This window comes from Chlamydiota bacterium, from assembly GCA_012729785.1.
GTDB lineage: Bacteria > Auribacterota > Tritonobacteria > UBA1439 > UBA1439 > UBA1439.
This window is the reverse complement of sequence record JAAYCL010000014.1, coordinates 28366-53856: the sequence shown is the minus strand read 5'-3', so window position 1 is coordinate 53856 and position 25491 is coordinate 28366. Positions and strand designations below refer to the sequence as shown.

At 69.1% G+C, this 25491-nt stretch carries 26 protein-coding genes; 9 read left to right on the top strand and 17 right to left on the bottom strand.

Annotated features, from left to right (window positions below):
• Positions 1–13: 13 nt before the first annotated feature.
• Both mtnA and GXY35_02960 read right to left on the bottom strand, forming a co-directional pair.
• Positions 14–1081: an S-methyl-5-thioribose-1-phosphate isomerase gene (gene mtnA, locus GXY35_02965; GenBank protein ID NLW93551.1), complete on the bottom strand. Its 1068-nt coding sequence runs from the start codon at positions 1079–1081 to the stop codon at positions 14–16.
• 53 nt (positions 1082–1134) lie between these two features.
• Positions 1135–2136 (bottom strand): CPBP family intramembrane metalloprotease, encoded by a 1002-nt coding sequence (locus GXY35_02960; protein NLW93550.1) that lies wholly within the window; start codon positions 2134–2136, stop codon positions 1135–1137.
• Between the two features lie 194 nt (positions 2137–2330).
• Between GXY35_02960 and GXY35_02955 the strand changes: the two genes are divergently transcribed.
• Positions 2331–4238 (top strand): PAS domain S-box protein, encoded by a 1908-nt coding sequence (locus GXY35_02955; protein NLW93549.1) that lies wholly within the window; start codon positions 2331–2333, stop codon positions 4236–4238.
• 8 nt (positions 4239–4246) lie between these two features.
• On the opposite strand, the gene GXY35_02950 is transcribed toward GXY35_02955, so the two are convergent.
• The 5 genes from GXY35_02950 to GXY35_02930 form a co-directional block, all read right to left on the bottom strand.
• Positions 4247–4741: an NUDIX domain-containing protein gene (locus tag GXY35_02950; GenBank protein NLW93548.1), complete on the bottom strand. Its 495-nt coding sequence runs from the start codon at positions 4739–4741 to the stop codon at positions 4247–4249.
• Between the two features lie 90 nt (positions 4742–4831).
• Positions 4832–5818, bottom strand: coding sequence for a hypothetical protein (locus GXY35_02945; protein ID NLW93547.1), 987 nt, complete (start codon positions 5816–5818; stop codon positions 4832–4834).
• Positions 5797–7347, bottom strand: coding sequence for a hypothetical protein (locus GXY35_02940; protein NLW93546.1), 1551 nt, complete (start codon positions 7345–7347; stop codon positions 5797–5799). Before GXY35_02940 ends, GXY35_02945 begins: the two co-directional genes overlap by 22 nt.
• 208 nt (positions 7348–7555) lie before the next feature.
• Positions 7556–9061: a PQQ-binding-like beta-propeller repeat protein gene (locus GXY35_02935; protein NLW93545.1), complete on the bottom strand. Its 1506-nt coding sequence runs from the start codon at positions 9059–9061 to the stop codon at positions 7556–7558.
• 312 nt (positions 9062–9373) lie between these two features.
• On the bottom strand, positions 9374–10066 hold the full coding sequence (locus GXY35_02930) for a superoxide dismutase (GenBank protein NLW93544.1): 693 nt from the start codon (positions 10064–10066) through the stop codon (positions 9374–9376).
• A gap of 197 nt (positions 10067–10263) precedes the next feature.
• On the opposite strand from GXY35_02930, the gene GXY35_02925 reads away from it, so the two are divergent.
• The 3 genes from GXY35_02925 to GXY35_02915 are packed head-to-tail and all read left to right on the top strand — an operon-like array spanning position 10264 to position 14203.
• Positions 10264–11286, top strand: a complete 1023-nt coding sequence (locus GXY35_02925) for a hypothetical protein (protein NLW93543.1) — start codon at positions 10264–10266, stop codon at positions 11284–11286.
• 29 nt (positions 11287–11315) lie between these two features.
• On the top strand, positions 11316–12797 hold the full coding sequence (locus tag GXY35_02920) for an insulinase family protein (GenBank protein NLW93542.1): 1482 nt from the start codon (positions 11316–11318) through the stop codon (positions 12795–12797).
• On the top strand, positions 12773–14203 hold the full coding sequence (locus GXY35_02915; GenBank protein NLW93541.1) for an insulinase family protein: 1431 nt from the start codon (positions 12773–12775) through the stop codon (positions 14201–14203). The genes GXY35_02920 and GXY35_02915 overlap by 25 nt, the downstream gene beginning before the upstream one ends.
• Before the next feature lie 33 nt (positions 14204–14236).
• On the opposite strand, the gene GXY35_02910 is transcribed toward GXY35_02915, so the two are convergent.
• Positions 14237–15946, bottom strand: a complete 1710-nt coding sequence (locus GXY35_02910) for a hypothetical protein (protein NLW93540.1) — start codon at positions 15944–15946, stop codon at positions 14237–14239.
• A gap of 85 nt (positions 15947–16031) precedes the next feature.
• On the opposite strand from GXY35_02910, the gene GXY35_02905 reads away from it, so the two are divergent.
• Positions 16032–16703 carry a hypothetical protein gene (locus tag GXY35_02905; GenBank protein ID NLW93539.1) on the top strand — a complete coding sequence of 224 codons (672 nt, stop codon included), beginning with the start codon at positions 16032–16034 and terminating at the stop codon, positions 16701–16703.
• Positions 16704–16812: 109 nt separating this feature from the next.
• On the opposite strand, the gene GXY35_02900 is transcribed toward GXY35_02905, so the two are convergent.
• From GXY35_02900 to GXY35_02860, 9 genes are all read right to left on the bottom strand, one after another.
• Positions 16813–16998, bottom strand: a complete 186-nt coding sequence (locus GXY35_02900; GenBank protein ID NLW93538.1) for a hypothetical protein — start codon at positions 16996–16998, stop codon at positions 16813–16815.
• Between the two features lie 74 nt (positions 16999–17072).
• Positions 17073–17324, bottom strand: a complete 252-nt coding sequence (locus GXY35_02895) for a hypothetical protein (GenBank protein NLW93537.1) — start codon at positions 17322–17324, stop codon at positions 17073–17075.
• Between the two features lie 163 nt (positions 17325–17487).
• Positions 17488–17796, bottom strand: coding sequence for a hypothetical protein (locus GXY35_02890; GenBank protein NLW93536.1), 309 nt, complete (start codon positions 17794–17796; stop codon positions 17488–17490).
• A gap of 108 nt (positions 17797–17904) precedes the next feature.
• Positions 17905–18840 (bottom strand): deoxyribonuclease IV, encoded by a 936-nt coding sequence (locus tag GXY35_02885; GenBank protein ID NLW93535.1) that lies wholly within the window; start codon positions 18838–18840, stop codon positions 17905–17907.
• 26 nt (positions 18841–18866) lie between these two features.
• Positions 18867–19271: an exosortase system-associated protein, TIGR04073 family gene (locus GXY35_02880; protein NLW93534.1), complete on the bottom strand. Its 405-nt coding sequence runs from the start codon at positions 19269–19271 to the stop codon at positions 18867–18869.
• A 68-nt stretch (positions 19272–19339) separates the two neighbouring features.
• On the bottom strand, positions 19340–20098 hold the full coding sequence (gene surE / locus GXY35_02875; GenBank protein ID NLW93533.1) for a 5'/3'-nucleotidase SurE: 759 nt from the start codon (positions 20096–20098) through the stop codon (positions 19340–19342).
• A 43-nt stretch (positions 20099–20141) separates the two neighbouring features.
• On the bottom strand, positions 20142–20630 hold the full coding sequence (locus GXY35_02870; protein ID NLW93532.1) for a D-tyrosyl-tRNA(Tyr) deacylase: 489 nt from the start codon (positions 20628–20630) through the stop codon (positions 20142–20144).
• A gap of 153 nt (positions 20631–20783) precedes the next feature.
• On the bottom strand, positions 20784–22520 hold the full coding sequence (locus tag GXY35_02865) for an ABC-ATPase domain-containing protein (GenBank protein NLW93531.1): 1737 nt from the start codon (positions 22518–22520) through the stop codon (positions 20784–20786).
• A 70-nt stretch (positions 22521–22590) separates the two neighbouring features.
• Positions 22591–22929, bottom strand: a complete 339-nt coding sequence (locus GXY35_02860) for a hypothetical protein (protein ID NLW93530.1) — start codon at positions 22927–22929, stop codon at positions 22591–22593.
• A gap of 157 nt (positions 22930–23086) precedes the next feature.
• Between GXY35_02860 and GXY35_02855 the strand changes: the two genes are divergently transcribed.
• The 4 genes from GXY35_02855 (at position 23087) to GXY35_02840 (ending at position 25484) form a co-directional block, all read left to right on the top strand.
• A complete protein-coding gene (locus GXY35_02855; GenBank protein NLW93529.1) occupies positions 23087–23410 on the top strand; it encodes a phosphoribosylaminoimidazole carboxylase in 324 nt (107 codons plus the stop codon).
• A 40-nt stretch (positions 23411–23450) separates the two neighbouring features.
• A complete protein-coding gene (locus GXY35_02850) occupies positions 23451–24698 on the top strand; it encodes a hypothetical protein (GenBank protein ID NLW93528.1) in 1248 nt (415 codons plus the stop codon).
• 225 nt (positions 24699–24923) lie between these two features.
• Positions 24924–25112, top strand: coding sequence for a type II toxin-antitoxin system VapB family antitoxin (locus tag GXY35_02845; protein ID NLW93527.1), 189 nt, complete (start codon positions 24924–24926; stop codon positions 25110–25112).
• Between the two features lie 9 nt (positions 25113–25121).
• The gene (locus GXY35_02840; GenBank protein NLW93526.1) at positions 25122–25484 is read left to right on the top strand and encodes a PIN domain-containing protein; all 363 of its coding nucleotides are present in this window, start codon (positions 25122–25124) and stop codon (positions 25482–25484) included.
• The last annotated feature ends 7 nt before the right edge of the window (positions 25485–25491 follow it).

Here is a 25491-nt window from a genome sequence, read left to right as displayed (position 1 = left end):
CGCCTCCCGCCCCTCACCGCCGCGGCCTCGGTTTCACCCCCGCCTTCCTGAACGCCGCGCGCAGGTTCGCCCGGTACGGGGGGCCGACGACGCCGGTCTCCGTGATGATCCCCGCAATGAAGCGGGCGGGGGTCACGTCGAAGGCGGGGTTGTAGACCTTCACCCTCGCCGGGGCGATGCGCGTCCCGCCGATCGTCCGCACCTCGTCAGGGTCGCGCTGCTCGATCGGGATCCCCTTCCCGGTGCGGAGATCGAGGTCCACGGTGGAGAGCGGCGCGGCGATGTAGAACGGGATGCCGTGGGCCTCGGCGAGCCGCGCGAGGCCGTAGGTGCCGATCTTGTTCGCGGTGTCCCCGTTGGCGGCGATCCGGTCGGCGCCGGTGATGACGATATCCACCCGCCGCTCGAACATCAGCCGGGCGGCCATGCTGTCGCAGATGAGCGTCACGTCGATGCCCGCGCGCATCAGCTCCCACGCGGTCAGCCGCGCCCCCTGGAGGAGCGGCCGCGTCTCGTCGGCGAAGACGCTGATCCGCTTCCCGGCTTCGTGGGCGGCGAAGAGCACGGCGAGGGCGGTCCCGTACTCCGCCGTGGCGAGGCCCCCGGCGTTGCAGTGCGTCAGGATTCGAGTCCCGTGCGCGAGAAGGGCCGCGCCGTGCGCCCCGATGCGGCGGCAGATGTCGTTGTCCTCATCGAGGATGGCGAGCGCCTCCCGTTCGAGGATCCTCTTGAGGGCGGGGATGTCGTCGGTGCGGTGCCGGGCGGCGGTCTCCGTCATCCTCCGCAGGGCCCAGAACAGGTTCACCGCCGTGGGACGCGAGGAGCCGAGGTAGTCGGCGACCTTCCGGAGCTCCGCGAAGAACCGGTCGAAGGTCCGCGCGCGGGAATTCCGGATCCCGAGCAGCGCGCCCATCGCCCCCGCGATCCCGATGGCGGGGGCGCCGCGCACCTCGAGCCGCTTGATGGCGTCCCACGCCTCGCCGGGCGTCCGGCACTCCTTGTAGACGAGCTTCCCGGGAAGCTTTGTCTGGTCCACGATGCGCATCGCCCCGTTCTTCCACGCGATGGTTTTGACTCTCATACGGCCTCCATGCGGTCGAGATGCCGGACTGTCGAGAACCGATTGTAGCACAGTCAGGGGGATGCAATGGAGCGGAGCAGGAGGGCCGCCGCAACCGCCGCGCCGTTCTGGCAGAGGTGGACCGCGATCGGCGCCACGAGCGACCCCGTCGTCTCGAAGACGGAGGCCAGGACGACGCCGAGGCCGAGGATCGGCAGGAAGACCGCGGCGTTGGCGTGGAGGGCGGAGAAGAGGAGCGCGGTCAGGAGCACGGCCGGCAGCCGCCCCCACCGCCGCCTGACCGCCTGGTAGGCGAAGCCACGGAAGAAGATCTCCTCGAAGACCGGGCCGATGACGGCCACGAACGCCGCCAGGAATACCAGGGCGGGGCCCGACAGATCGGCGAAGAAGAGCCCGAGCGGCGCCTGCGGCTCGACCGCGACGCCCGTCCGCTCTGCGGCGATGCGGCTGATCACGACGAGGCAGAGCAGGACCGGGAGGAACCCGGCGTACGCCTTCACGCCGGCCCACGCCGCCGGGAGCGGCCGCCCGGCCCCGAGCCCGAGCCCCGCGAGCGGCCCGCGCGGCCCCGGCCGGACGGATACGAGGATGTACGCGACCGCGGCGAGTTCCGCCAAGAACTGGAAGGCGACCTGGAGCGTGACCTCCGAGGGGCCGCCAAAAAGCCGCCGGAACAGCGGCGCGAGCGCCTGCAGGGCGAGGAAGACGGAGAGAAAGAGGAGCGCCGCCTTCAGCACCTCGCCGATTCCCCACCCCTCCCCCGGGGTCCCGGCCGGCGCAAGACGCCGGCGGAGGAGGCGCGCGGCAACCTTGACGTCGATGAGCAGCCCCGCAACCACGGCGCCGGCGAAGAGGAGCGACAGGTGCCTCACGAGCGGCCGCTCGGAGACCGCCTTTTCGAAGAGGCGGAGCATCTCCTCCTCTCCGGGAACGGCGCGGCGGGCGGGCGCATCCGCGGGAACGGGGGCGCGCGGCGCGAGCGCCCCCCCGACGGCGATGCAGGCGCAGACGAGCACGGCGCCCCAGTATCGGGCGGACCGGGTCGGATCGGGCATCGGCAACTCCATGGCTGAGCGGACGACGATGGTAGCATCCGCGCGGCGGCGCGGGCAAGATCGCCGTCGCCAGATCGCCGTCGCCGGGAACGGGACGGGGAATGCGCTTTTCAGGGAATGCGCTTTTCGTGAATGCGCTTTTCGTTGACCCGCCTTGCGGCGCTCGTATATACTTTTTCAACCTCAAATCGCGTATGCGCACCTCTTCCAGGATTTCGCGGACGAAGCGCCCCGGTCCCGCGCGCCCCACGGCGCCCAAGGCCGGGCCGCCGCGCGCCCCCCTCGAGATATTTGACGCCGTCGGCTGTTTTGTCCTGATAGAGGACGCCTCCCATACCATCCTCTACAACAACGCCAGGCTGCGCGGACGCTACGGGGATCTCGTCGGCCGGAAGTGCTACGCCGCCATCGCCGGGCGAACGAGCAGCTGCCCCTCCTGCCCGATCACGGCGATCCTGCACGAGGGGAAGGAGTCCTTCAGCTGTGTGATGCGCGATCAGAAGGGGCGTCTCTACGAATCCTCCGCGAGCCCGTTCCTGATGCCCGACGGCGGCCGGGCCGTCATCCAGCTCCTCACCGACATCACGGCAAAGCGGAAGGCCCAGGCGGTGATCAGCGAATACACGACCGGGCTCAAGACCCTCGTGGCGGAAAAGACCGCCGAGCTCAAGGAGTCCGAGATCCTCCACCGGCTCCTGATGGAACGGGCGAACGACGCGATATTCACCATCGACCCACAGGCGGACCGGATCCTCACGGCGAACCGGATGGCGGAGACGATGACCGGCTACTCCGCGGAGGAGCTCCTCGGCCTGAAGAACTCCGAGCTCTACGCCCCGGGGGAGTTCGCCGGGATCCTGCGGCGCCTGGGCGATGACGAGGGGAGCTCCCGCGCATCCGCCCAGATCGAGATGCTCAGGAAGACCGGGGCGCATTTCGTCGCCGACGTCAGCGCGAGCGCAGTCGACTTCCGCGGCAGGCGGATCGTCCTCGCCATCTGCCGCGACATCTCCCAACGTCTCATCATCGAGCGGCATATGCGGCAGCTCGCCAGCGTCATCGAGAACACGTCGGCGAGCGTGATGATCATGGACCTCAACCGCCGGATCGTCTACGCCAACCCCGCCGTGCAAAAGATGCTCGGCTACCGGGCGGAGGAGATGCTCGGGATGCGCTCCGCCGATTTCTTCGAGGGCGTCCCCGGAAACCCGCCCGATCTCTCCGGCCGCATCGCCCGCGAGGCGAGGAACGGCCTCTGGGAGGGGGAGATCTTCGACCGGAGAAAATCAGGCGAGGTGTTCCCGGTCTCGCTGCGGATGTGCACCATCAGGGACGAGACGGGGAAACTGATCGGCTACGCGGGGATCTCCGAGGAGATCACGCGGCGCAAGCAGATCGAGGAGGAACTGATACAGAAGGAGAAGCTCTCGGCCCTCGGCGAACTCATCTCCGGCATCGCCCACGAACTGAACAACCCCCTCACCGGCGTCCTCGGGTACGCCGAGATCCTTCGACAGCATGACGCCCCGGCGGAACTCAAGGAGGACATCGACCGCCTCCACAAGGAGGCGCTCCGGTGCCAGTACCTGGTGAGGAATCTTCTCACCTTCTCCCGCAAGCCGCCGCTGCGACGCGTCTGCGCCTCGGTGAACGAGATCGTCGGCCTCGCGATCGACCTGAAGGCGCACCAGTTCATCGCCAACGGGATACGCGTGCAGACCCGCCTCGACCCGTCGATCCGGAAGGGGATGCTCGATTCCAACCAGCTGCAGCAGGTCTTCGTCAACATCCTCACCAACGCGCACCACGCCCTGATGGAGAAAGACGGGGAGCGCCTGATCACGGTGACGAGCCGCCACCAAAACGGCGCCGCCGAGATCGCCATCGCCAACAACGGCCCCCACATCCCGCCCGACCGGATCGAGAAGATCTTCGTCCCGTATTTCAGCACGAAGGAGTTCGGGCAGGGCACCGGGCTTGGTTTGAGCATCGCCCACGGGATCGTCAGGGAGCACGGCGGGAAGATCGAGGTGATGAGCCTCGAAGGGCGCGACACGGTGTTCACCGTCATCCTCCCGCTGATCAAGCCCGCGGAGGAGTGACGGATCCCTCAGACGAATCTTTTCAACACGTGGGCATCCCCGGTCTTCTCGAGCACGCAGTCGTAGTACCCTTTCCCCTCCCCCGCCACCATCCGCTCGATGATGAGCAGATCGCTGGGGATGATCTCGCCGCGCATCGGCCCAAGCGCCTCCAGCGGGCACCAGCGCAGCTCCCCCTCGGCGCCGGGGCGCAGCATCGTGCCTCGAGGTGCGAGCGCGCAAACGTGCAGGATGAAATGGCGCCTAACCCGCCCCTCCTCCACCAAATGCTCCGAGACGCAGCCGAGGTGCCGGACGAACGCCGCCTCGATGCCGCATTCCTCGCGTATCTCCCGCTCCGCCGCCTCCGACAGATGCTCGCCGCATTCGATCTTCCCGCCGGGCAGACCCCAGAGCCCCGGGTAGTCCCCCCGCGCCCGCCTGATCAGGAGTATCCTCCCCTCGTGGACGAGCGCCGCGATCGCCACGGCCAGCGGTCTCTCCTCGGCTTCCGGTCTCCCCACTGCGCACCCCCCTGCCGGTCTGGAACGCCATTGTAACACGGCCCGCGCACCCCGAGCCGCCCAGCGGGCCGAAGGCGCGCGTTCGACGCCTCACCCCCGCCCCTCCCCGCGGACGGCCCGATGCACCGCCGCCTCCACCGCCGCATCGAGCAGCCCCGCGATCTCCGGCTCGTCCGGATTCACGCCCCGCCAGCGCGCGTACCGGCGGGCGGCGTCGAGCGCCTGCGCGCGCGGCGGCGCCGCGCCCCGCATCCGTTCCGGCGACGGGAGGGCCGCGGCGGCCCCGAACTCCGCCGCCGCCTTGATGATCTCCCAGGCGAGGTCCTTCCCCTTGAACGACGCGAACAGCCTCTCCCAGAAGAAGCGGAACGATCTCCGGTAGCGCGCGCCGAGGCGCGGCAGGCGGCAGAGGAGAAGGTGGAGCAGCAGGACCGCGGCGGCGGAGAGGGCCGCGGATAGAAGCGCCGCGAACGATTTCGCGGTCTCCCTGCCCAGCCCGAGGAGCCAGTCCCGCGCCGCGTCGGCGGCGCCGGGGAGCGGATTCTTCCCGAGCCCCTCGGCGAGCTCGGCGACAGGGGCCTGGAGCGCCGCGGGCCCGGTGAAGAAGAGCCCCCCCTCGACCCCCTCCGGGTAGATGAACAGATCCTTGTCCGCGACCGAAAGACGGGCGCGCGCGGCGGCCGCGACGATCCGCCGCCGCATCTCCGCGGGCCCCGCCGCCCCCGTTTCCACCCGCAGCAGCGGAACGCGCTCCTCCTCCTGCGCCGGGGGAGACGCCGCGTCCATCGCCACGAGGGCCTTCTTGACGAGCGCGACGTCGGCATCCTTCCCCTTGATGAAGATCAGACGCGCCCGGTCGTCGCCGGGGAGCGGGAAGACCGCGAGCGCGTAACGCGGCCGCATCCGCAGCCGCTGGAACAGCTCCTTCAGCAACTCCTCCGCTCGGCCGGCGTCGAGCCGGGCCGCCACGACGTAGTCCACGACCTCCGCCGGGAGCTGTGTGGCGAGGTCGCGCTCGTGACTGGCGGGCGCCGCGGAGAGCAGCATCGCGAAGATCAGGCATGGCGCGGCACGCATAACGGCCTCCTCTCGATGTCGGCGCCGAACCCCCTGTCGGCCAGCGCCTCCGCGATCCGCCCCCGGTGGCGTCCGGCGAAGACGCACCCGGCGGCCTGCGCAAGCCCCGTCGCCGCGTCGGCGAACCGCGCGAACTCGGGCAGGAAATGCATGCTCTCGTAGACGAGCGCGTCCGCCGTCTCCGGCCCCAGCGCCCGTCGAAGGTCCCAGCACGCCCCGGCCCATATCGCGCCGTCCGCGTGCGGCGCGCCCGACAGGTCGCGCGGGTAGCGCAGGCGGTTCCCCAGGTTGCGGAGGCACGGCTCGCCGCGGGCGGCGACGACCCACTCCCCGATCAGGGGGTCTCCGGTGAGCGAACAGCCGAAGTAGTCGGCGTACCCCTCGTGCAACGCGTCGGCCTCGGGCCCCTTCAGGTGCGGATTGACCCGGTCGAGCACGGCGTGGGCGTACTCGTGGCAGATCACCGCCGCCTCCTTGGCGAGGTCGTTCAACCGCCCCGGCCCGCCGCCGTCGCCCAAGTATATGGCGCGGGTGGCCGGATCGTACCAGGCGTTCTCCATCCGCTCCCCGGCGTGCACATGGACGCGCAGCGTCCCGCGTGTCGCCAGCGCGGTCTCGATCCCGGGGTCGAGGCGCCCGAAGGCCTCGGCCGCGCGGTCGATATGGTAGTACGCCATCACCTCGTCGAAGTGCGTGTCGGAGGGATCATAGAGGAACTCCCCGTCCTCCTCGCGCGCCTCGGGGCAATCCTCGTTGACGACGGCGACGTGCGTCCCCTCCAGGAGGAACGGGTCGCGGAGGCGCTCGAGCGGGACAACGCGCGGCGCGGGATCCTCCGCGGGGCTCCTCGGGAAGACGCTGCCGCGGGCGAAGCGCATCGTGTTGCTGCTCCGGAGGATCGCGCCCGTGGCGGCGTCGACGAGGTAGACCCAGTTTCCGAGCGGCCGCGACGCGGGGAGCACCACCTTGTAGACCCGCCGCGCGTGCCGGCGCTCCACGAACACCAGCTCCGCGCACCCCTCCTCCGCCCGCAGCCGCGCGCCGCGCCCGAGGTCCGCCCGCGCGACCCGCGCCGCCTCCCTCTTGCCGATGCCCGCCTTTCGGAAGGCGCCGCTCCTCTTCAGCCCCCGGTGGAAGGCGCCGGTCACGACGGTCGCCGTCCCCGCGGCATCGAGGTGGACGTCGAGGAGCGCGCCTATGACGGGGACGCCGTCGAGGACCTGCTGGAACCTGACGTGGGCGCCGCTGCGCGTGCGCCAGAGGCGGACGAAGACGAGGCAGGGAGGATCGACGCCGAGGGCTTCGGCGTGGAGGGAGAGGAATCGCCGCGCCGTCCGGACCGCGGGATCCGACGCGGGGGAAAACGGCGCGGGGGCCGCGGGGAAACGGCGCGGCACAGGGGGCCGGCGCAGGAAGACGGGCCGGCGCCAGAAAACGGGCGCCGCCCCGTCCAGGGGTGCACGGGGGCCGCGACCGCACGGGGCGACGAACGGCCTGCGGCTGATGGAGCACGGACCGGGGCGGATCATGCGCCGTCCTCCCCGACGCAGACGTTGTATACAACACTCACCGCTTCAACATCTTACGGATTTAATCGTCCCCGGGACGAATAATGCCATACCACATTCGTGCGGAAACAGTTGCATACAGCGTCTTCGCTGCCATCGCACCCCCGGGGGACGCGCACCCTGCATCCCGCCGGCTTCGTGTGTGCCGTGAAGAGCGCCCCGAACTCGGCTACCGCTGCACTGTCACGAACACGCTCGCCTGGTAGAAGGCGTCGTCCCGGCTCGTGATCGGCCGACCCGGCGTGAAGAACGCCGCCACGATCTCGTATCGGCCCGGGGGAATCGTCCCCGGGATGACGAGGTTGTTTATGAGCGTGTACTCGAACCCTGCCGGAAGCCCCTGCACGTCGCTCGCCACCGGCTTCAATGCCGTGCTGAAGTCGAGGACGTTCACCATCGTCGCGCCGTCGGGGAATATGACGACCGCGTACGCGGTGAACGGTTGCGAGATCGGCTGGTTGGTCCGGAAGACGGCGCTGAGCGTGTCGCCCGGCGAGACCGTGCTTCCGCTGACGTCCACCTGCGCCGGCGGCACGGGGGTCGGCGTCGGCGTCGTCGGCACGCCCACGGACCAGAGTCGGTTGTCCCCCGTCCCGAAGTAGATCGTCCCGTCCGAGCCGATGGCGGGGCCACACGCCTCGACGAGAGCGGTCGCCGTGTAGGACCACCTGAGCGTCCCAATGGAGTTGCAGGCGTAGAGCCGGTTGTCCGTGGAGCCGAAGTACACCGTCCCGTCCGAGCCGATGGCGGGGGACGATTCGACGGTGCCGCCGGTGCGGTACGTCCACCTGAAGCCCCCGCTGAAATGGAACGCGTAGAGGCGGTTGTCGTACGACCCGACGTAGACCGTCCCGTCGGACCCGATGGCGGGGGAAGAATAGGCGTGTTTGCCCATCATATACGACCAGCTGCGCGCGCCGTTGGATTTGAAGGCGTAGAGCCGGTTGTCGTCGAATCCGACGTAGACCGTCCCGTCAGGCCCGATCGACTGGCCGGAGGGCTGGGCGCCTGTGCTGTACGACCACCTGACGGCCCCGTTCGAGTTGAAGGCGTACAGCCGGTTGGCCATGGAGCCGACGTACACCGTCCCGTCCGAGCCGATCGCCGGGGATTTGGGGACACCGGACGACATCCCGGGCATCTGGTAGCTCCAGCGACACGTCCCTCTCGAATTGAATGCATAGAACTGGCAATAGTCCGACCCGACGTCGTAGTCCGACCCGACGTAGATCGTCCCGTCCGAGCCGATGGCGGGGGATGATGCGGAGGATATCGGGCCGGTCGAGTACGACCACCTGAGCATCCCGGCGGAGTTGACGGCGTAGAAACGATTGTCGAGCGACCCGACGTACACCGTCCCGTCCGAGCCGATGGCGGGGGAGTTGTAGATGCCGCCGCCGGTGTGGTACGTCCACCTGTGCCCCCCGGATGAGTTCACGGCGTAGAGCCGGTTGTCCTGGGAGCCGAAGTACACCGTCCCGTCCGAGCCGATGGCGGGGGAGTTGTAGATGCCCCCGGTCAGGTAGGTCCAGTGAAGCACGGGTCTCGTGGGACCCGCGAACGGGCTCTGCCCCGTGCGCTGCGGGTTCTGCCCCTGCATCGGCCACACCGGTCCCGCTTGCGCGGCCCCCGACGCGAGCACCAGCACCGCCAACGCCGCGACAATTCTCTTCATACCCTCCCCTCCTCTCCCGACCGACCGCACGCCCGGCTGATCTTACTCCCGCCCGCAGCGGGGTGCAACGGAAAAATGGATCTCTGGCGTTTTGCTTGGGTTATGCCACATCCCCCCCTCTGATGGGGGAAAGACCAGATACGACGTGAGAGAACCGGAACTACAACGCGGGGACACTCTTCAGATCCCGCTTCTCGCCCCGCCGCGGCACAGGGCACAGTGAAAAACCCGGGGCGGAATGGCGCGTTCACCCGTGGAATGTCCACTTCGCGACCGCTTCCCCGCGTGTGCCCTGCAAAGAGTGTCTCCGCGTTACCGCGCGCCGAGACGCTTCTCCGCCGCCTTCCAGTCGACGGCGGCGAGGAACGCCTCGAGGTACTTCGCCCGGTCGAGCTTGAACTCCGTGATGAACGCGTGCTCGAAGACGTCCGCGATGAGTACGATGCGAGCCCCCGCGAGATGCCCGACATCGTGCTCGCCGATCCAGACGTTCGTCAGCCGGCCGCTCCGCGGGTCGTCGACGAGCGCCGCCCAGCCGATGCCGCGCATCATCCCCGTGTCGACGAACTCCTTCCTCCACGCCTCCACGCTCCCGAAGTCGCTCGCGAGGCGCCGGGCGAGCGGGCCCTTCGGGTCGAGCGCCTCGCGCCGGGAGCAGATGTTCTCGAAGTAGAGCTCGTGCAGACGCATCCCGTCGTACTCCCAGCCGAAACGCCGCTTCAGCTCGGCATACTCGGGCGAGCGGCCGCCCCCGGCGGCGGAGAGAGCCGTCAGCTTCTCCGCCAGAAGATTGGCGTTCTTCACGTACCCCTGGTAGAGCGTGACGTGCATCGAGAGAAGCGCATCGGGCAGGCCGGGGATCCCGTTGAGGCGCGAACAGTCCGCGGCCGTGTAGCGGGCGGCCGGGGCGGCGGAGACGGCCGCGGGCGGCGCGGCGGGCGGATCCGCCGCGGCCGCGCCTGCGACCAGCGCCGCGCAGCAGGCGGCGCACAGTCCGATATGCATACCCTCCTCCTCTCGCCCGCGACCCGGCGCGCCGGATGCGCCCCCCGCGCGGGACACCCGATTTTACCGCGGCGCCATCGGGAGCGCAACCTCGAAATGCGGCGCCTCGAAATGCGGCGCGCCCGCCCGCGCGAGTCCATACGCTCACACGCCTTCATAGTGGCATCCGCGGCCCGTTGTAGTATACTTCCCCCCCTATGAAGGATCGTTTCGACGAGATGATGGATATCTTCCTCGTCCCCATCGCCGAACTCGGGGAGAGGGTCACCGACTGCACCTACTTCCTCAGGAAGGACGGCAGCCTCGCCTTCGCCCAGGGCTACTGCCATCCGCCCGGGATGATCTCCGCGAAGATACTCTACTACCCGAAAAAGGGCGGCTGGGCGGAGATCTTCGGCCGCGACTACGACTGCCTCCACAAGACGTACCGCGACGGGAAGATGCACTCGTTCACCAACCCGCAGCAGATCGAGATGCACTACACCCTCTTCCCCGACCTCGCGCGGAGCGCCTGCGTCGCCCCGGTGATCAAGAACAACCTCCTGATGCCGCGCAGCGATTTCGTCGGCTTCTTCGACTCCAAGAAGTCCCTCCGGCTCTGCATGGAGCTCTACCCGAAGATCGACAAGGGGGTTCGGGCGGCCAGCGAGCTGCTGGAGGTCCCGGTCGAACGGATGGGCCTGACCGGCTCGCTCCAGTACGGGCGACTCGAGGAGCACGACGATGACACCGACCTCGCCGTGCACGGCACGGTGGAGGAGAACTACGCCCTGATGCGGCGCATCCTCGCCCTCGTCCGGGAGGACCCCTCCCGCCACGTCCACGAGTTCGGGAAGTTCTGGCCGCTGCGCCTCTATCACGGCGGCATCCTCGTCTGCCCGTTCTTCATCTACGCGCGCGAGGACGAGATCCCGCTGCGGGACTGCCGCATCCGCAGCCTCCGGAAGGAGGCGCGCCTCGAGGCCCGCATCACCGATATCCGCCACTCGATCTACATGCCGCTCGTCTTCCCCCTCGAGGAGGCCGAGGTCGACGGGGTGCGGGAGGAGCGGTTCGTCCTCGTCCTCTCCGACAGCTACGTGCGCGGCGAGTTTTGCGTCGGCGAGCATATCCGCGCCGCGGGCGAGCTCGTCGAGATCGAGAAGGACGGGCGCAGGACCCGCGCCCTGATCGTCGCGAACAACTGGGACGTGGAGAAGACGGCCGGCGGCGCCGCCTGAGGCGGGCCGCCTCGACGGAGAGGGGCACGATGGGATCCTCCCCATCCATCCGCATCGGGCGGCTCCTCGCGGCAACGCTCCTGGCCCTGGTTTCGCCCGGCCGGGCGGCGGCGGAGTCCCCACTCGGCGTGGACGCCGCCGAGCACCGCCTCTCCAACGGCCTCCTCCTTCTCGTCGTCGAGCACCGCCAGGCCCCCGTCGTCTCCTGTTCCGTCTTCTACCGCGTGGGCTCAGTGAACGAGGAGCCGGGGAAGACCGGCATCACCCATCTCCTCGAGCATATGATGTTCAAGGGGACGCGCACGGTCGGGACGAGGGACTGGGAGGCGGAAGAGCCCCTTCTCGCCAAGATCGAAGAGCTCCACGACGCGGTCGCCGCGATGGAACGCGGAGGCGGCGCGGCGGGGGAGACGGCGCGGCTCCGGAAGGAGCTGGAGGAGGCGGAGCGCCGCGCCGGCGAGCTGACGGTGCGCAACGAACTCTGGAAGATCTACATGGCCGCCGGGGCCGAGGGGCTGAACGCCGGCACCGGCAAGGACCGGACACAGTACTACTGCAGTCTGCCGGCGAACCGCTTGGAGCTCTGGATGGCGCTTGAGTCCGACCGGATGGCCAACGCGGTCTTCAGGGAGTTCCACCGCGAGCGGCAGGTGGTCCTCGAGGAGCGGCGCCTCACCGTGGACGACAGCCCGGGGGGGGCGTTCTGGGAGCAGCTCTTCGCGACCGCCCTGATCGCGCACCCGTACCGGTGGCCGATCATCGGATGGAGGTCCGACATCGAGCGCATCCCGCGTGCGGAGGTCGAGGCCTGGTACCGGCGTTACTACGCCCCCAACAACGCGATCGTCGCCGTCGCGGGCGACGTAGACCGAAACGAGGTCGTCGCCCTCGCGGAGCGCTACTTCGGCCCGATCCCCGCGCAGCCGCCCCCGCCGCCGGTCGTCACCCGCGAGCCGCCGCAACGCGGTCCGCGCCAGGCGCGTCTCTCGCTCGACGCCTCGCCGCGCGTCGCCCTCGCCTTTCAGAAGCCCGCGGCGGAGTCCGACGACGACATCGCCCTGAACGTCCTGGAGAACATCCTCTCCTCCGGCCGCAGCTCGCGCCTTCACCGGCGCCTCGTCCAGGAGAAGCGGGTCGCGGTCTCCGTCTCCGCCTCCTCTCCCCCCTCGCGGTACCCGTACCTGTTCGTCGTCCACGCGATCCCCCGGAGCCCCCGTACGGCGGAGGAGGCCGCCGAGGCGATCCGCGGGGAGCTGCGCCTGCTCGCGCAGGAGCCGGTGAGCGACTGGGAGCTCGCCAAGGCTCGGAACTCGATCGAGGCGGATTTCGTCCGCGGCCTCGAATCCACCGCGGAGATCGCCTCCGCCATAGGCACCTACGCCGCGATCGACCGCTGGGACTACGTGAACCGCTATATCCCGAGGATCAGGGCGGTCACGCCAAACGACCTCGTCCGCGTGGCGCGCAACTATCTCACGGAGGAAAAGTGCACCACCGTCCTCATCCCGTGACGCATTGGGCCGCCGCGCTGCTCCTCGTCTTCGCGCTCTCCGCCGCGGGCTGCGGCGCCCGGCGGGGCCCCGTCCACCCGGCCGAAATGGCGTTCCCCCCGCTTCGTTTCTCGCCCCCGGAGGCGGAACGGGTCGTCCTCGACTGCGGCGCCCCGCTCTACCTGTTCAGCGACGCGCGCCTCCCCCTCTTCAGTTTCCACGCGATGGCGCGCGCCGGCTCCGCGTTCGACCCGGAGGGCAAGGAGGGGCTCGCGGCCCTCGTCGCCGAGCTGATCCGCACCGGGGGGAGCGCCGGGATGGACGCCGACGAGGTGGACCGCCGTCTGGAGTACCTCGGGGCGGAGCTCTCCGCCGCCGCGGACCACGACGGGGCGGCGTGTGCGCTCTCCTGCCTCTCCCGCGACACGGAAGAGGCCCTCGGCATCGCGCTCGACCTGCTGCTGCGCCCCGCCTTCTCCCCGGAGAAGATCGACCTCCGCAAGGACCAGGTCCGCGAGGCGATACGCCGCTGGAACGACGAGCCGGGGCAGACCGCCGCCCGCGAGTTCCGCCGCCTCGTCTACGGCGCGCACCCGTACGCGCACCCGGTCATCGGCGAGCCCAGCTCGATGGACCGGATCGGGCGCGGCGACCTCGTCGCCTTCCACCGTGCGCGCTTCAACCCCTCGGGGATGATCTTCGGCGCCGCGGGGGAGTTCGACCGGGAGACGCTCGTGAAGACCCTCAACGACGCCTTCGGCCCGGCGCGATCCCCCGCCCCCGCCCCGCCACCCCCCGTGGAGGGGCGGGAGGAGCGCCTCGTCTTCCTCGTGCGCAGGCCCACCGAGCAGGCGCACCTCCTCGTCGGGCACGCGGGAATCCCGCGCGACGACCCGGACTACTTCCCGGTGATGGTGATGAACGAGATACTCGGGGGAGGGGTCTTCTCGTCGAGGATACTGGAACGCGTCCGGACCGCGGAGGGACTCGCCTACAGCGCGGGATCCCGTTTCACCCCGGCGGTGCGGGCGGGGCTGTTCTACGCGTCGTGCCAGACGAAGGAGAACACGGCGGCGCGGGCGCTCGACATACTGTTGGAGGAGATGGAGAGGATCCGCACGGAACCGGTGACGGACCAGGAGCTCCGGCGCGCGAAGGATTCGCGCCTGAACAGCTTCGTCTTCAACTTCACAAGCCCGTCGCAGGTGGTGGAGCAGATGATCGGCATCGAATTCGCAGGGCTGCCGCGGGACTATCTGAAGACCTGGCCCGAAAAGGTCGCGGCGGTGACCCGCGAGGACGTGCGTCGCGCGGCGCAGGCGCACCTGCGCCCCGGCGCCGCGACGATCCTCGCCCTCGGCGACGGCGAAGCCCTCCCCCCCGCCCTCGAGCGGTTCGGCCCCCTGCGCCCCCTGGTCCCGCGCTGAGGCGGCGCCGGACCCTTCAGGCGCCGCTCCCCCTCACCGCCCCCGGATATCCCCGATCTCCGCGATGACGGAGAGCCGCGTCCCCCCCTTCTCGTCGGACGCGGTTGCCCTGACCTCCCGCAGCGGCGCAAGCCACGCCAGCGCCCCGAGCGCGCGGCGCGCCCCGTCGATCCGCTCCCGATCGGCCTCTTTCTCGACGAACGCCCCGGCGATCGCGAGGATCTGCCGCAGCGAGGCGGCGGCGCGCTCCATCTCGCCCCCCCGCAGGAGGAAGCGTCCCGTCCCTCCCGCGTTCGCGGAAAGGGGAACGGCGGCGCCCAGGCCCGGCGGATCGGCGGTGGCGACGACGAGACGGCCGTCGCGCAGGAGGACGACCGGGGCGTAGAGATACTCCAGGGGCGCGCCGGGGCTGAGGCGCCAGCGGAGTCCCCGGTCCGCCTTCTCCTCCTCCACCTCCAGCGCGCCGCTCACCGGCGCCCATCCGCCGCCGCGCCCGTCGGCCAGGAACAACTCCGCGCCGTCGGCGAGCTCCAGGAAGCGCCTCAACCGCGCGCGGGCGAGTGTGCGATCGCCCACCGCAGCCGACGCGGCGGCGTGCAGCATCCCCCGCCCGTCGAGGTAGAGCAACAACGACCAGTCATCTCCGAGCCATCGCATCGAGAAGTGCGCCGCGGGAAACGTCGCCGCCCCTCCCTTCTTCTCGAACCGAACCTCGCCGCCGTCCCAGCTTCGGCGCGCCCGGTCGAGAAGGTCCCGCGGGTTCCATCGGCCCGCCGCGTACAGTATCCCGCCGCGCGCCGCGGCGGGCAGGAGCGGGTCCGCGGAAAGCGGTTTCGCCGAGCCGCCGCCGGGACGCCCGATGCGCGCCTCCAGGGTCGTGCGTTCGCCGAGCGTGAACGAACCCGACATCGTCGTCCACCCCGCCAGCGCCTCGCGCGCGGCGGCGCGTGCGGAGAAGGCCCCCCCCTCCTCGCACACGACCCGGCCGGATTTGTCGATCCGCGCGCCCGCGAGCTGCCGCAGCGCGGCGGCGTCCGCGAAGAAGGCCCCCTGCGCCTTCCCGCGGCCCGGCGCCCGCACCTCGGCGATCACCCCCTCCGCCCCCCGCGCGGGCGCGCCGCCCCCCTGCGCCAGGGCGGCGACGCGCTCCCAGAACCGTTCCCCGTCCCCCGTCGTCGCGATCCCGAGATCGCCGGCGAGGACGTAGCTGGCGTCGACCGTCCCCCGCTTCCGATCCAGCACCGAATTGACGGTGAGGGTCCCCACACGCCGTGTCTGGATTCTCCCCGCCCGCCAGAAGCATACGGCCGCGCGCCCCCTTTCCCAGAGATGGAGCAGGCGCGCTTTGAAGCCGACCCGCGCCCAGAGGGCGGCCCGGGGCGGCGTTCCCGCCCCCCCCGCGTACAGCACGAAGACGCAGTCGCGCCCGGCGATCTCGGACCATTGCGAGGTGTCGAGATCCTCCCACTCCTCCCGGAACTCCTCGTCGGCGGCGCGGAGCTCGTCGAGGGGGAAGATCTCCCCCCGTGCGACCATGCGGCCGAATTCCGAACGGGCGCAGCGCCGCCAGATCTGCCCGAGCCCCCGCGCGCGGACGCACACGGCGAGCCCCTCGCGGGGCACGAGACGGAGCATCGACGGAACCTGCCTCCTCGGGTAAGCGAGGAAGACGACGCCCGCCGCGGCGACGGCGGCCGGGATGCAGATGCGCGGGAGGAGGCGTTTTAGCGTGGCAATCGGCATGGGCGTATGATACCGTGTGCGGTGCGGGCGCGCAATCCGGAACCGGCGCCCGCGGGATCCCGGCGCGCCACAAGGAGGCGGTCGCGTGAAAAGAATCCTCGTGTCTGTGCAGCTCCTGCTCCTCGGTCTCCTCCTCGGCTGCGGCGGGGGGATGAACACGCCACCCCCGCCCCTCGCCTTCTACGCCCCCCCCGAGAAGCCGTTCGGCCACAGCCTCGCCATCGGCATATTCCAGGACAAGAGCTTCGCGCGCTACCCGCTCTTCATCGGCGTCGACGAGCTGCGCGAGGTGATCCAGGACGAGATCGAGCGGAACAAGGCGTTCATGGACGTCATCACGCTGCCGATCGACAAGGACGCCACGCCTCGGGACGTCGAGGAGAAGGCGCTCGCCGCCAAGGCGAATCTGCTGATGGAGGGCGAGCTGAACGAGTCGCTCTGCCGCTTCGAGGGGTGGAACTCGATGGGGGTCCCGGTCGCCCTCACCTACATCATCTTCCCGATCTCGTTCAACATCAAGGCGCAGACCTGGCAGGGCGCGGCGGAGGTCGTCTACCGGATACGGGAGATCAAGACCGGACGGGTGCTGCTCAACCGGAGGGTGCAGGCGGTCGCCTACCGGAACTTCAGCATCTGGGAGGAGCGCACCGAGCGGCAACTCAACAAGAACTTCATCCGCCACAGCCTGACGCCGCTGGTCCTGCAGAACCTGAAGTCCGCCATCACCAAGGATATCGTCACCAACTTCGCCGACTAGCGGACGCCGCAGGCGCCGCCTTCGCGCGCGACAGACAAGGCCTCTATCCGCCCCTCGGGCGGATAGAGGCCTTCCGCATCGGCGCCGGACTGGGCGCCCGCGGCGTGTGCTACTGCACGTCGGCGGGCGGCTGTTGCGGCACTGTGACGTCCACGCCGCCCTGCGACTTGTAGGCGTCGGCGAACCCCTTGCCCACCTCGGCCCAATCCTTGCTCGCCTGGCCCAGGTTCACGTCCACGCACCCCGCGGCGCACGCCGCCGCCATCGCCATCACCGCGCACGCGATCCTTCTCATATTCCACCTCCCTGACAACATCCGTGTGATCGATCCGCCCCGTTTCACCGAATCCGGCGCCTGCCCGCGTCGCTTCACGTTCCTTTCCCGCCCTCACCGGCCCCGTTCGCGCCCGCGCGACACCGCAGCGTCAGCGCCGCCTTTTCGTACAGCTCCCCGGCGAACCCGTTCGCCTCGGCGAATGCGTCCCGGATCTCGTCCATCCAGGCCGCGTAGAGGCCAGCCCTGCCGCTCCGCTCTGCGACCTGGCGCATCGCGGCCAGCGTCGCCGCCGCGCAGAGGGCGCTGAACGCGAGCCACCAGGCGATCCCCTTGAGGATGCGCATCGCCGTCTCGCCGCCTCAGGAGCGGTCCTTGAACAGGTAGGCGCAGAGGGCGGCCAGGACTATGGAGAGCACGATAAGGCCCACGAGGAAGAAGGCGAAATACTGCCAGAAATCCGATTCCATCGTCACGGAGGCGCCCTCCAGATTCGACCCCGTCGCCGCGTCACTCCGCCCCCCCGGCCCCTTTCGTCTCCCCGCCGCCTCCGGCGGCATAGGGGCACCCTCCGGGGGGCGGCCCCTGGAGGCCGGGCGGGGGCGCGGGAACGAAGTTCACCGGCCCCATACGCCGCATCTCGTTCAGCAACTCGCCCATCGACTGTTTTTTCGAGGTCGAGAAGGTCGAGTAGGCCCTCCGCAGCCGCCTGCTGCCGCAGGAGGCGCAACGCCTCCGCCAGAAATTCCAGGCGCCGCGCCGCTCGAGCAGTGCGGTCAGTTTTCCGCAACGGGCGCAGGAGTATTCGTAGATCGGCATTCCGCACCTCCCGGGCCGCACGCGCGCGGAGCGGAGACCTTGAACCGGCTGCAGTATAGCACCCGCGCCCGCCGCGGGCAACCCGGCGCCGACGTCGGGGTCAGGTTCTTATTCAGCATCTTTCGCCCGGCTTCGCACCGGCCGCGGAGCACGCCTCCGGCCCCCTCCCGCCTTCCGCAGCTTCCGCAGCACCGCGAGATTCCGACGGTCCATCGCCATCCCGTCGCCCTTCGGCGTCTCGAGCACCATCGGCAACCCCTCGAAACGCCGGTCGTGCAGGAGCGCCCTGAACGCCCCGAGGCCGACTGTTCCCCTGCCGATGTGCGTGTGCCGGTCGAGGCGCGCGCCGAGCGACCCTTTGCAGTCGTTCAGGTGAAACGCCTCCAGGCGCCGCAGGCCGACGAGGCGGTCGAACTCCCCCATCGTGCGCGCGTAGCCGTTCGGGGTGCGGATGTCGTACCCCGCGGCGAAGACGTGGCACGTGTCGAAGCAGACCCCCAGCCGTTCCGCGCGGCGCGAGGCCGCGATGATCTCCGCGAGCTCCTCGAACCTCCCCCCGACGCTCGTCCCCTGGCCCGCTGTCGTTTCGAGGAGCACCTTCGGCCCCCCGGTCCCCGCGGCGTCGAGCGCCTCGTCGAGCCCCGCGGCGATCTTTCGGATCCCCTCCTTCGGCCCCGCGCCTCCGTGCGCCCCGGGATGGAGGACGATGAACGGGAGACCGAGCGCCGCGCAGCGCCGCAGTTCCGCCCCGAGCGATCCGATCGATCTTCTCCGGACGCGGACATCGGCGGAGGCGAGGTTGATGAGGTAGGAGGAGTGGGCGAAGACGAGGATGCCGAGCCTGCGGCGCGCCGAGAGGAAGTCGACGCGCTCCTCCCGGCGGAGGGGCGGCATGCGCCACTGGACGTTGCTCTTGACGAAGATCTGGACGGCCTCGCAACGGAGTTCCGCGCCGCTGCGCAGCGCCTGCCCGACCCCCCCCGCGATGGAGACGTGCGCCCCCAGGAGCGGGCCCCGGCACGGGGCGGCATCGGATGGCGTCATACGCGGCGGCCCGCCCCCCCGGCCGGTCAACGGACAGCGGACGCGGGTGGAGCGGCGTCCTTGATGAAGATATCGCCGGGCCAGATGAACTCGGGCTGGAGCATCGGGTCGTAGTTGCCGGGGAGCGGGTAGAAGAAGAGGCCCGTCTCCAGGACGCCCACCACGCTCCGGATTACCGTCATCGCGATCCCCTTCAGCGGGCCCCAGGTGAATCCGAGGAGCCGGCCGCGGTCCTGCGTGATCTCCAAGGGGCATCTGATCAGTTCGCCCCACCCCGTCAGGACGTTGACGATGCCGCGGCCGAATTTGCCGCTCGCGTTCCGCGACGCGGTGTCGGCGGTCTCGATCCGTGCCGCCTCCGCCCGCGCCACTGCACCCGCCCCCAGCAACGCAACCGCCATCGCCGCAACCAGCGCCCTCCTCGTGCTCATGCCGTTCCTCCCGATTGCCGCCAGCTCCGCGCGTCCGCCGCCGTGCGGCGTGCCGCCGGCCGCGGCCTTCATCGCTTCAGCTTCCACTTCCCTATCGCCGCAATGCTCTCGTAGGCGGTCATGTCGAAATGCAGCGGGGTCACCGAGATGAACCCGGCCCGCAGCGCGGCGCTGTCGGTCTCCTCATCCTCCTGCATCTCGAGCAGCTCCCCCCCGAGCCACCAGTAGGCGTGCCCGCGGGGATCCACCCGCTTGTGAAACTCCTCGGAGAACCGCGCCATCCCCTGCCGCGTCACACGCACGCCGCGCATCGCCGATCTCGGGAGCACGGGGATGTTCACGTTGAGGAGCACCCCTGACGGCAGTCCCTTCCGCGCGACGATCCCCGCCAGACGCGCGGCGAACTCTGCGGCGGGGCCGAACTCGCGCACGGTGAAGCTGTCAAGGGAGACGGCGAAGGCGGGGATCCCCAGCATCGTCGCCTCCGTGGCGGCGGAGACGGTCCCCGAGTAGATGACGTTCATCCCCGTGTTCGGCCCCTGGTTGATCCCGGAGATCACGAGATCGGGACGCCAGGGGAGGAGCGACTTGACGGCGATCTTCACGCAGTCCGCCGGGGTCCCGGAGACGGCGAGGCCGTAGAGGGAACCGTTCCGCTTGACCTCGACGACCCTGAGCGGGTCCACGGTCGTGATGGCGTGCCCGACCGCGCTCCGCTCGCTGTCGGGCGCGACGATCGCGACCTCTCCGTGCTTTTTCATCTGCGCCTGAAGGGCGTTGAGCCCGGGCGCGTTGATCCCGTCGTCGTTTGTGAGCAGTATCTTCATCAGGGGGCGATTATGCCACATTCCGTCTCCCGCGGGGAAGGTTTCACGCGCCGTTCGCCGTTCGCGCCCCTCCGGCATGCCCGCGCGCGTCCCGCGGGCTCTCCACGCACAGCGTCACCGGCCCGTCGTTTTCGATCCTCACGAGCATCGTCGCCCCGAAGCGCCCCGTCTGCACCGGCACCCCGCCTCCCCGGAGCAGCTCGACGAATCTCTCGTACAGCGCCTTTCCCTGTTCCGGCCGGGCGGCCGCGTCGAAACCCGGCCGGCGCCCCCTCCGGCAGTCGCCGTACAGGGTGAACTGCGACACCACGAGCGCCTCCCCCCCCGCGTCGAGGATCGAGAGGTTCATCCTGCCCCCCGCGTCCTCGAAGACGCGGAGATGGGCGACCTTCTCCGCGAGCCAGGCGGCGTCTTCCTCGCCGTCCCCCCTCCCGACGCCGACGAAAATCAGGAGACCGGGCCCCGTCGCGGCGACGGTCGCCCCCCCGGCCTCCACGGACGCCGCCCGAACCCGCTGCACGACGATCCGCACGGCTCGCTCCTCCTCATCGACTGCGCGATTCCAGCCGCGGCATCCGCCCCGCGCCGGCGGGAAGGCCGTACCCGTGACGGCGTCCGACGACGACGGCCCCTCCGAGCCCGCGGGGCGCGCCCGTCTCCGCCGGGAGGCGGACGCCCCGGAGGTCTAGACGCACCGGAGCGTGCGCAGACGGTTGAGCGCCGCCGCCACCTCGAACATCCGCGGCAGCGCATAGTCGCCCCGGCGATACGGCGAGAGGATGTCCATCCCCTTCTCGTCGAGATCCCGTTTCAGAAGGGCGAGCGCCTCGGCGAGCGTCCTCTTCCCGTCCAGGTACCGCTCCCGCAGGTACACCAGGGCATCGCCGATCGCCCTTGTCTGGCTGATATCGGCGATCCCCCCGACACAGGAGAGGTCGATGGCGTGCGCGCCGAAGAGGATCGTGGCGGGCCCCTTCGCGGAGACGCTCGCCGCGCGCTTCCCGCGCGACGGGTCGACGCTCCGGGGAAGCGGACGCCGGGCCTTCACCGGGCCGAAACGGTCCCCCCCCTCGCGTTCCCGCGCGGCGGCGCGGTCCCGCGCGATCTGTTTGGCCTCCGCGGTCACGTCCCGCGGCAGATATTCCTCCATCGCGATCACCGTATCGGCGACGTCGAAGTAGTCGCCCGAGCCGCCCATCACCAGCAGCGTCGAGACGCCGAGGTCGCGCCCGAGCTGCCCGACCTTGTCGATGAACGGAGTGATCGGCTCCTTCTTCTTCGCCACGAGGCGCTGCATCCGCCCGTCGCGGATCATGAAGTTCGTCGCGGAGGTGTCCTCGTCGATGAGGAGCACCCGCGCGCCCGTCTCGAGCGCCTCCAGTATGTTGGCCGCCTGCGAGGTCGAGCCGCTCGCGTCCTGCGTCGAGAAGGAGGAGGTGTCCTTCCCGAACGGAAGATTCGAGATGAACGGGCTGATGTCCACGTTCTCGATGCCGCGGCCGTCCTCGGCGCGGATCTTCACGGCGCCCGTATCCGTGACGACGAGCTCCCTCCCGTCGCCGGGGATGTGGTTGTAGATTCCCTTCTCCACCGCGGCGAGGAGCGTGGACTTGCCATGGTAGCCGCCGCCCACCACCAACACCACGCCCGCGGGGATACCCATCCCCGTGACGCGCCCGCGGTTCGGCGTTTCGAACTCCGCGCGCAGGCCGGGGGGCGAACAGAACGGGACGACGGTCCCCTCCGCGAGCGGACGGTCGTCCACCCCGCTCACGCGCGGCAGGATGGCCCCGTCGGCGACGAAGGCGACGAGCCCCCTCCCCTCGAGGGCGTCGCGGATGCACTCGGCATCCTCGACCGTCTCCACCTGCCGCCTGACCGCCGCCGCGTCGAGGTTTGCGTAGCGGAGCGCCCCGTCCACAACGGCGGGGATCTCCCGGAAGAACAGCTCCTCCGCCTGCCGCCCCAGCACCGTCCTCCCGCGCGCCGGCAGCCCCACGACGAAACGGGCCTCGACCCCCTCCGCCCCCATGGTGACCGAGGTGCGCCGCAGCACCTCCTGCGGCGGCCGGTCGATTGAGACCAGGCCGCTCCCGCCGGTGCCGCGGCTTCCCGCCCGGGCGCGCGAGGAGAGGGCGTAGAATCTGCGCGTGATAAAATCCTCGAGGGCGGTCGCCCGGACAGGCGTGCGAAGCAGTTCGGGAGGAAAGCCGGCCACGTTCCGGGGGACGGTGACGATCACCTGGCTGGGCGGGGCGAACGGGTCCGGCTGGACGTAGTCCACCTCGAGCCGGTACCCCGGAAACGCGTAGGCGCCGCGGATCTCCCTGTACGCGGGGTACCCCCGCCCGTCGATCCGCTGCAGGATCCTTCGGAGTTCGTCGGCCGCGCCGCCCTGCCGGGGGGTTCGGGATTGGACCACGGTGTCTTCTTCTCGCGGAATGGGCTGCGCGCGCAACGACCCCGGGGGCCGGAGGCGGCATGCAGCCGGATTACCGCCCCGGGACGCCCAACTGCTCCCGGAGATCCTTGATCTCGGCGTCGATCGCGGCGATCTCCTGCGGCGGCTTGTTCTGTTGCACGGCCTCCGCCCGCCTGTGCGTGAGCACCCGCAGCCGGTCCTCCAGGAGGGTCGGCGCCGCCGGCCCCTCGGGCCCCGGCGCGACGACGGCGTGGGGCCGGCTCCGCCGCATCTCCTGCTTCGTGTGTGTCTGTTTGAACTCCGCGTCCAGCTGCTGCTCCAAAAACGGATGGTCGTAGTCCTCGGCGCGTGCGAAAAGGACCGAGACCGCCAGCACGGCGACGAGGACCGCGTACCGGCAATAGTGCATACCGCGCCTCCCGGGGATGGATGACACCGCTACCGTGCGGTACCAGTATACCCGTCCCGCGGGGCGATGGGAAATGCAATCTCCCCGCGGTTGACACCGGGGCCGCCATCTGCAATCATCCACCTGAAGGCGGGTATCCCCGCCACCGGAGCAGCCGATGCGCATCTCCAACATCTTCTCCAACATCCCGGCGAACACCGCTTCGGAGATCGTCGAGCGGGTCGTGCGTTCCTCCGCGGTCACCATCGAGCGCATCATCTCCCCGCGCGGGTACGCATCGCCCGAGGGATTCTGGTACGACGGAACGCGGAACGAGTGGGTGCTGGTGCTGCAGGGCGGGGCGGGGATCCTGTTCGAGGGGGAGTCGTCCCCCCGCCTGCTCTCCGTCGGCGACCAGCTTGTCATCCCGGCGCATGCGCGGCACCGCGTGGAGTGGACCGACCCCGACCGGGAAACGGTCTGGCTCGCGGTCTACTATTAAGCGCGAGCATTCCTCATAAGGTTTATTTCGGGGACATTGCATGAAGATAACAGTCCTCGCACTGCTTCTCCCGTGCCTGCTGTCCGTTCCGCTTCTCGCGCACGGGGCTGAAATCGCCGGAGAGACCATCACGCTGACCCTCCCGCAGTTGCACTGGGTTCTCGAGTTCGGGGCGCCCGGTTTCGTGCTCCGGGAGAAAGAGGTCGTCGAGTCGAAAGAAGCGACGCGTTTCTTCGCCGTGAATGCAAAGACAGGCATGGTCATGTCCGCTTTCCTCGAGAAGGCCGACCACCCCGGGGACTCGAAGGAATGCCGGGCCTTCTACTGGGAGCGGGGGAAGAAATCGCCCACCAGGAAAGACGATTTCTCAATGTCGGAATCCGGCGGAATGGCGATCCTCGAATACATCGTGCAAGAGACGGAAGGCGTCAAGGTCAACCAGAAGAATATGAATGTCTATCTCTCCCGCGACGGCTACTGGGGGGATATCCATCTTTCCAAAGTCAAATTCAATGCGGGAGAGGAGAAGCTCTTCAAAGAGGTTCTCGGGAAAGTGCGGTTCAGGCCTAAAGCCGCCCTATCCGATCGGCCGGCCCCCCGGCACTATGGCCTCCCCGAACACGGATCGATCACCCTTGATGTGCCGGAATCCTGGTCCGACGCCATCCCCCCCCCGGGCAAACTCCCCAACCCTACCGTTGTATTCGCTCCGAAATCAGGCAATGAATTCAGCATTCTGATTACACCCTACTGGAGTTTGAGAAACGAAGCGGGATTCAACAGCCCAGGGAAGCTCACGCACCTTGTAGAACAACTCGGCAAGAAACATATCGCGGGCTCGGTTGGGCAAAAACTCACACTGCAGGAATTCTGCAATCCTTCCGTGGCGGGGTACTATTGCTCTTTTACCGACAAGGCCCCCAAGCCGGGCGGATGGACCTACGCGACCCAGGGGGCTTTCGGCATCGAGGACTTGATGATCCATTTCACCATCCTCACGAACACGAAAGACTCCCCGGAGGAGAAAGCGGCCTTCACCATGCTGCGCACCATGCAGCGGCATAAGGAACCGGAAGCGGCTGCCGTCAAGCGCCCCATGCGGTGCTGGAAATGCACGAAGACATTTGAGACAGAGGAACAAGCGCCGGGCGGGAAATGCCCTCATTGCGGCGCAGCGTGGAAGGCCCTTGGGGAGGACTCAACGAATAACGAGATCGTCAAAAAAATGTCACTCCTCTATGACAAATTTTCATTTCGGGGTGACATTGGCGATGGCGGCGGGATATGAACACAAGGAACGCGTCAACAGTTATGACCTATATACATTTTCACTCGATGAATGTGATTTCATCGTAAAGAAGGTCACTGACGGACTCGAGATTTATGTCAGCGGCCAAGATATCAAGAAGTGCGAGGGATTGTTGGATACCCTCATCAAATCGGCCGAACAGCAGGAATAGTCCGGGATGTTATTACCTTGTGGCATATGTATAAATAATGCATACTTATATGCATGAGAACAACGCTCAACATCAACGACCGTATCCTCCTCAAGGCGGCCGAGATGACCGGGGTGAAGGAGAAGACCTCCCTCGTGCACATGGGACTGGAGGCGCTCATCGCCCTTGAGAGCGCGAGGCGCCTGGCGAGTCTCGGGGGCACGGAGCCGCGCCTTGCGCGAATTCCCCGCCGGCGCGGGTGAGGCGCGCGCATGGTCCTCGTCGATACATCCGTATGGGTGGATCACCTCCGCCGCGGAGAACCCGGTCTCCGGGACCTTCTCACCGCCGGGCGCGTGTCGACCCATCCGTTCGTCATCGGCGAACTGGCATGCGGGAACATCTCCCAGCGGGAGCGAATTCTCGCCCTTCTTCAATCCTTGCCCTCTGTACGGGTGGCTACGGACGGGGAGGTGCTTCAATTCGTCACTGCCCGCCGTCTCTACGGCATGGGGCTCGGCTGGATCGACGCGCATCTCCTCGCCTCCGCCTGCCTCACGTGCATATCCCTCTGGACAAGGGACCGAAGGCTTTCGTCCGCCGCTTCGCGCATCCGTGTGGCACTGCATACATAGACTGGGA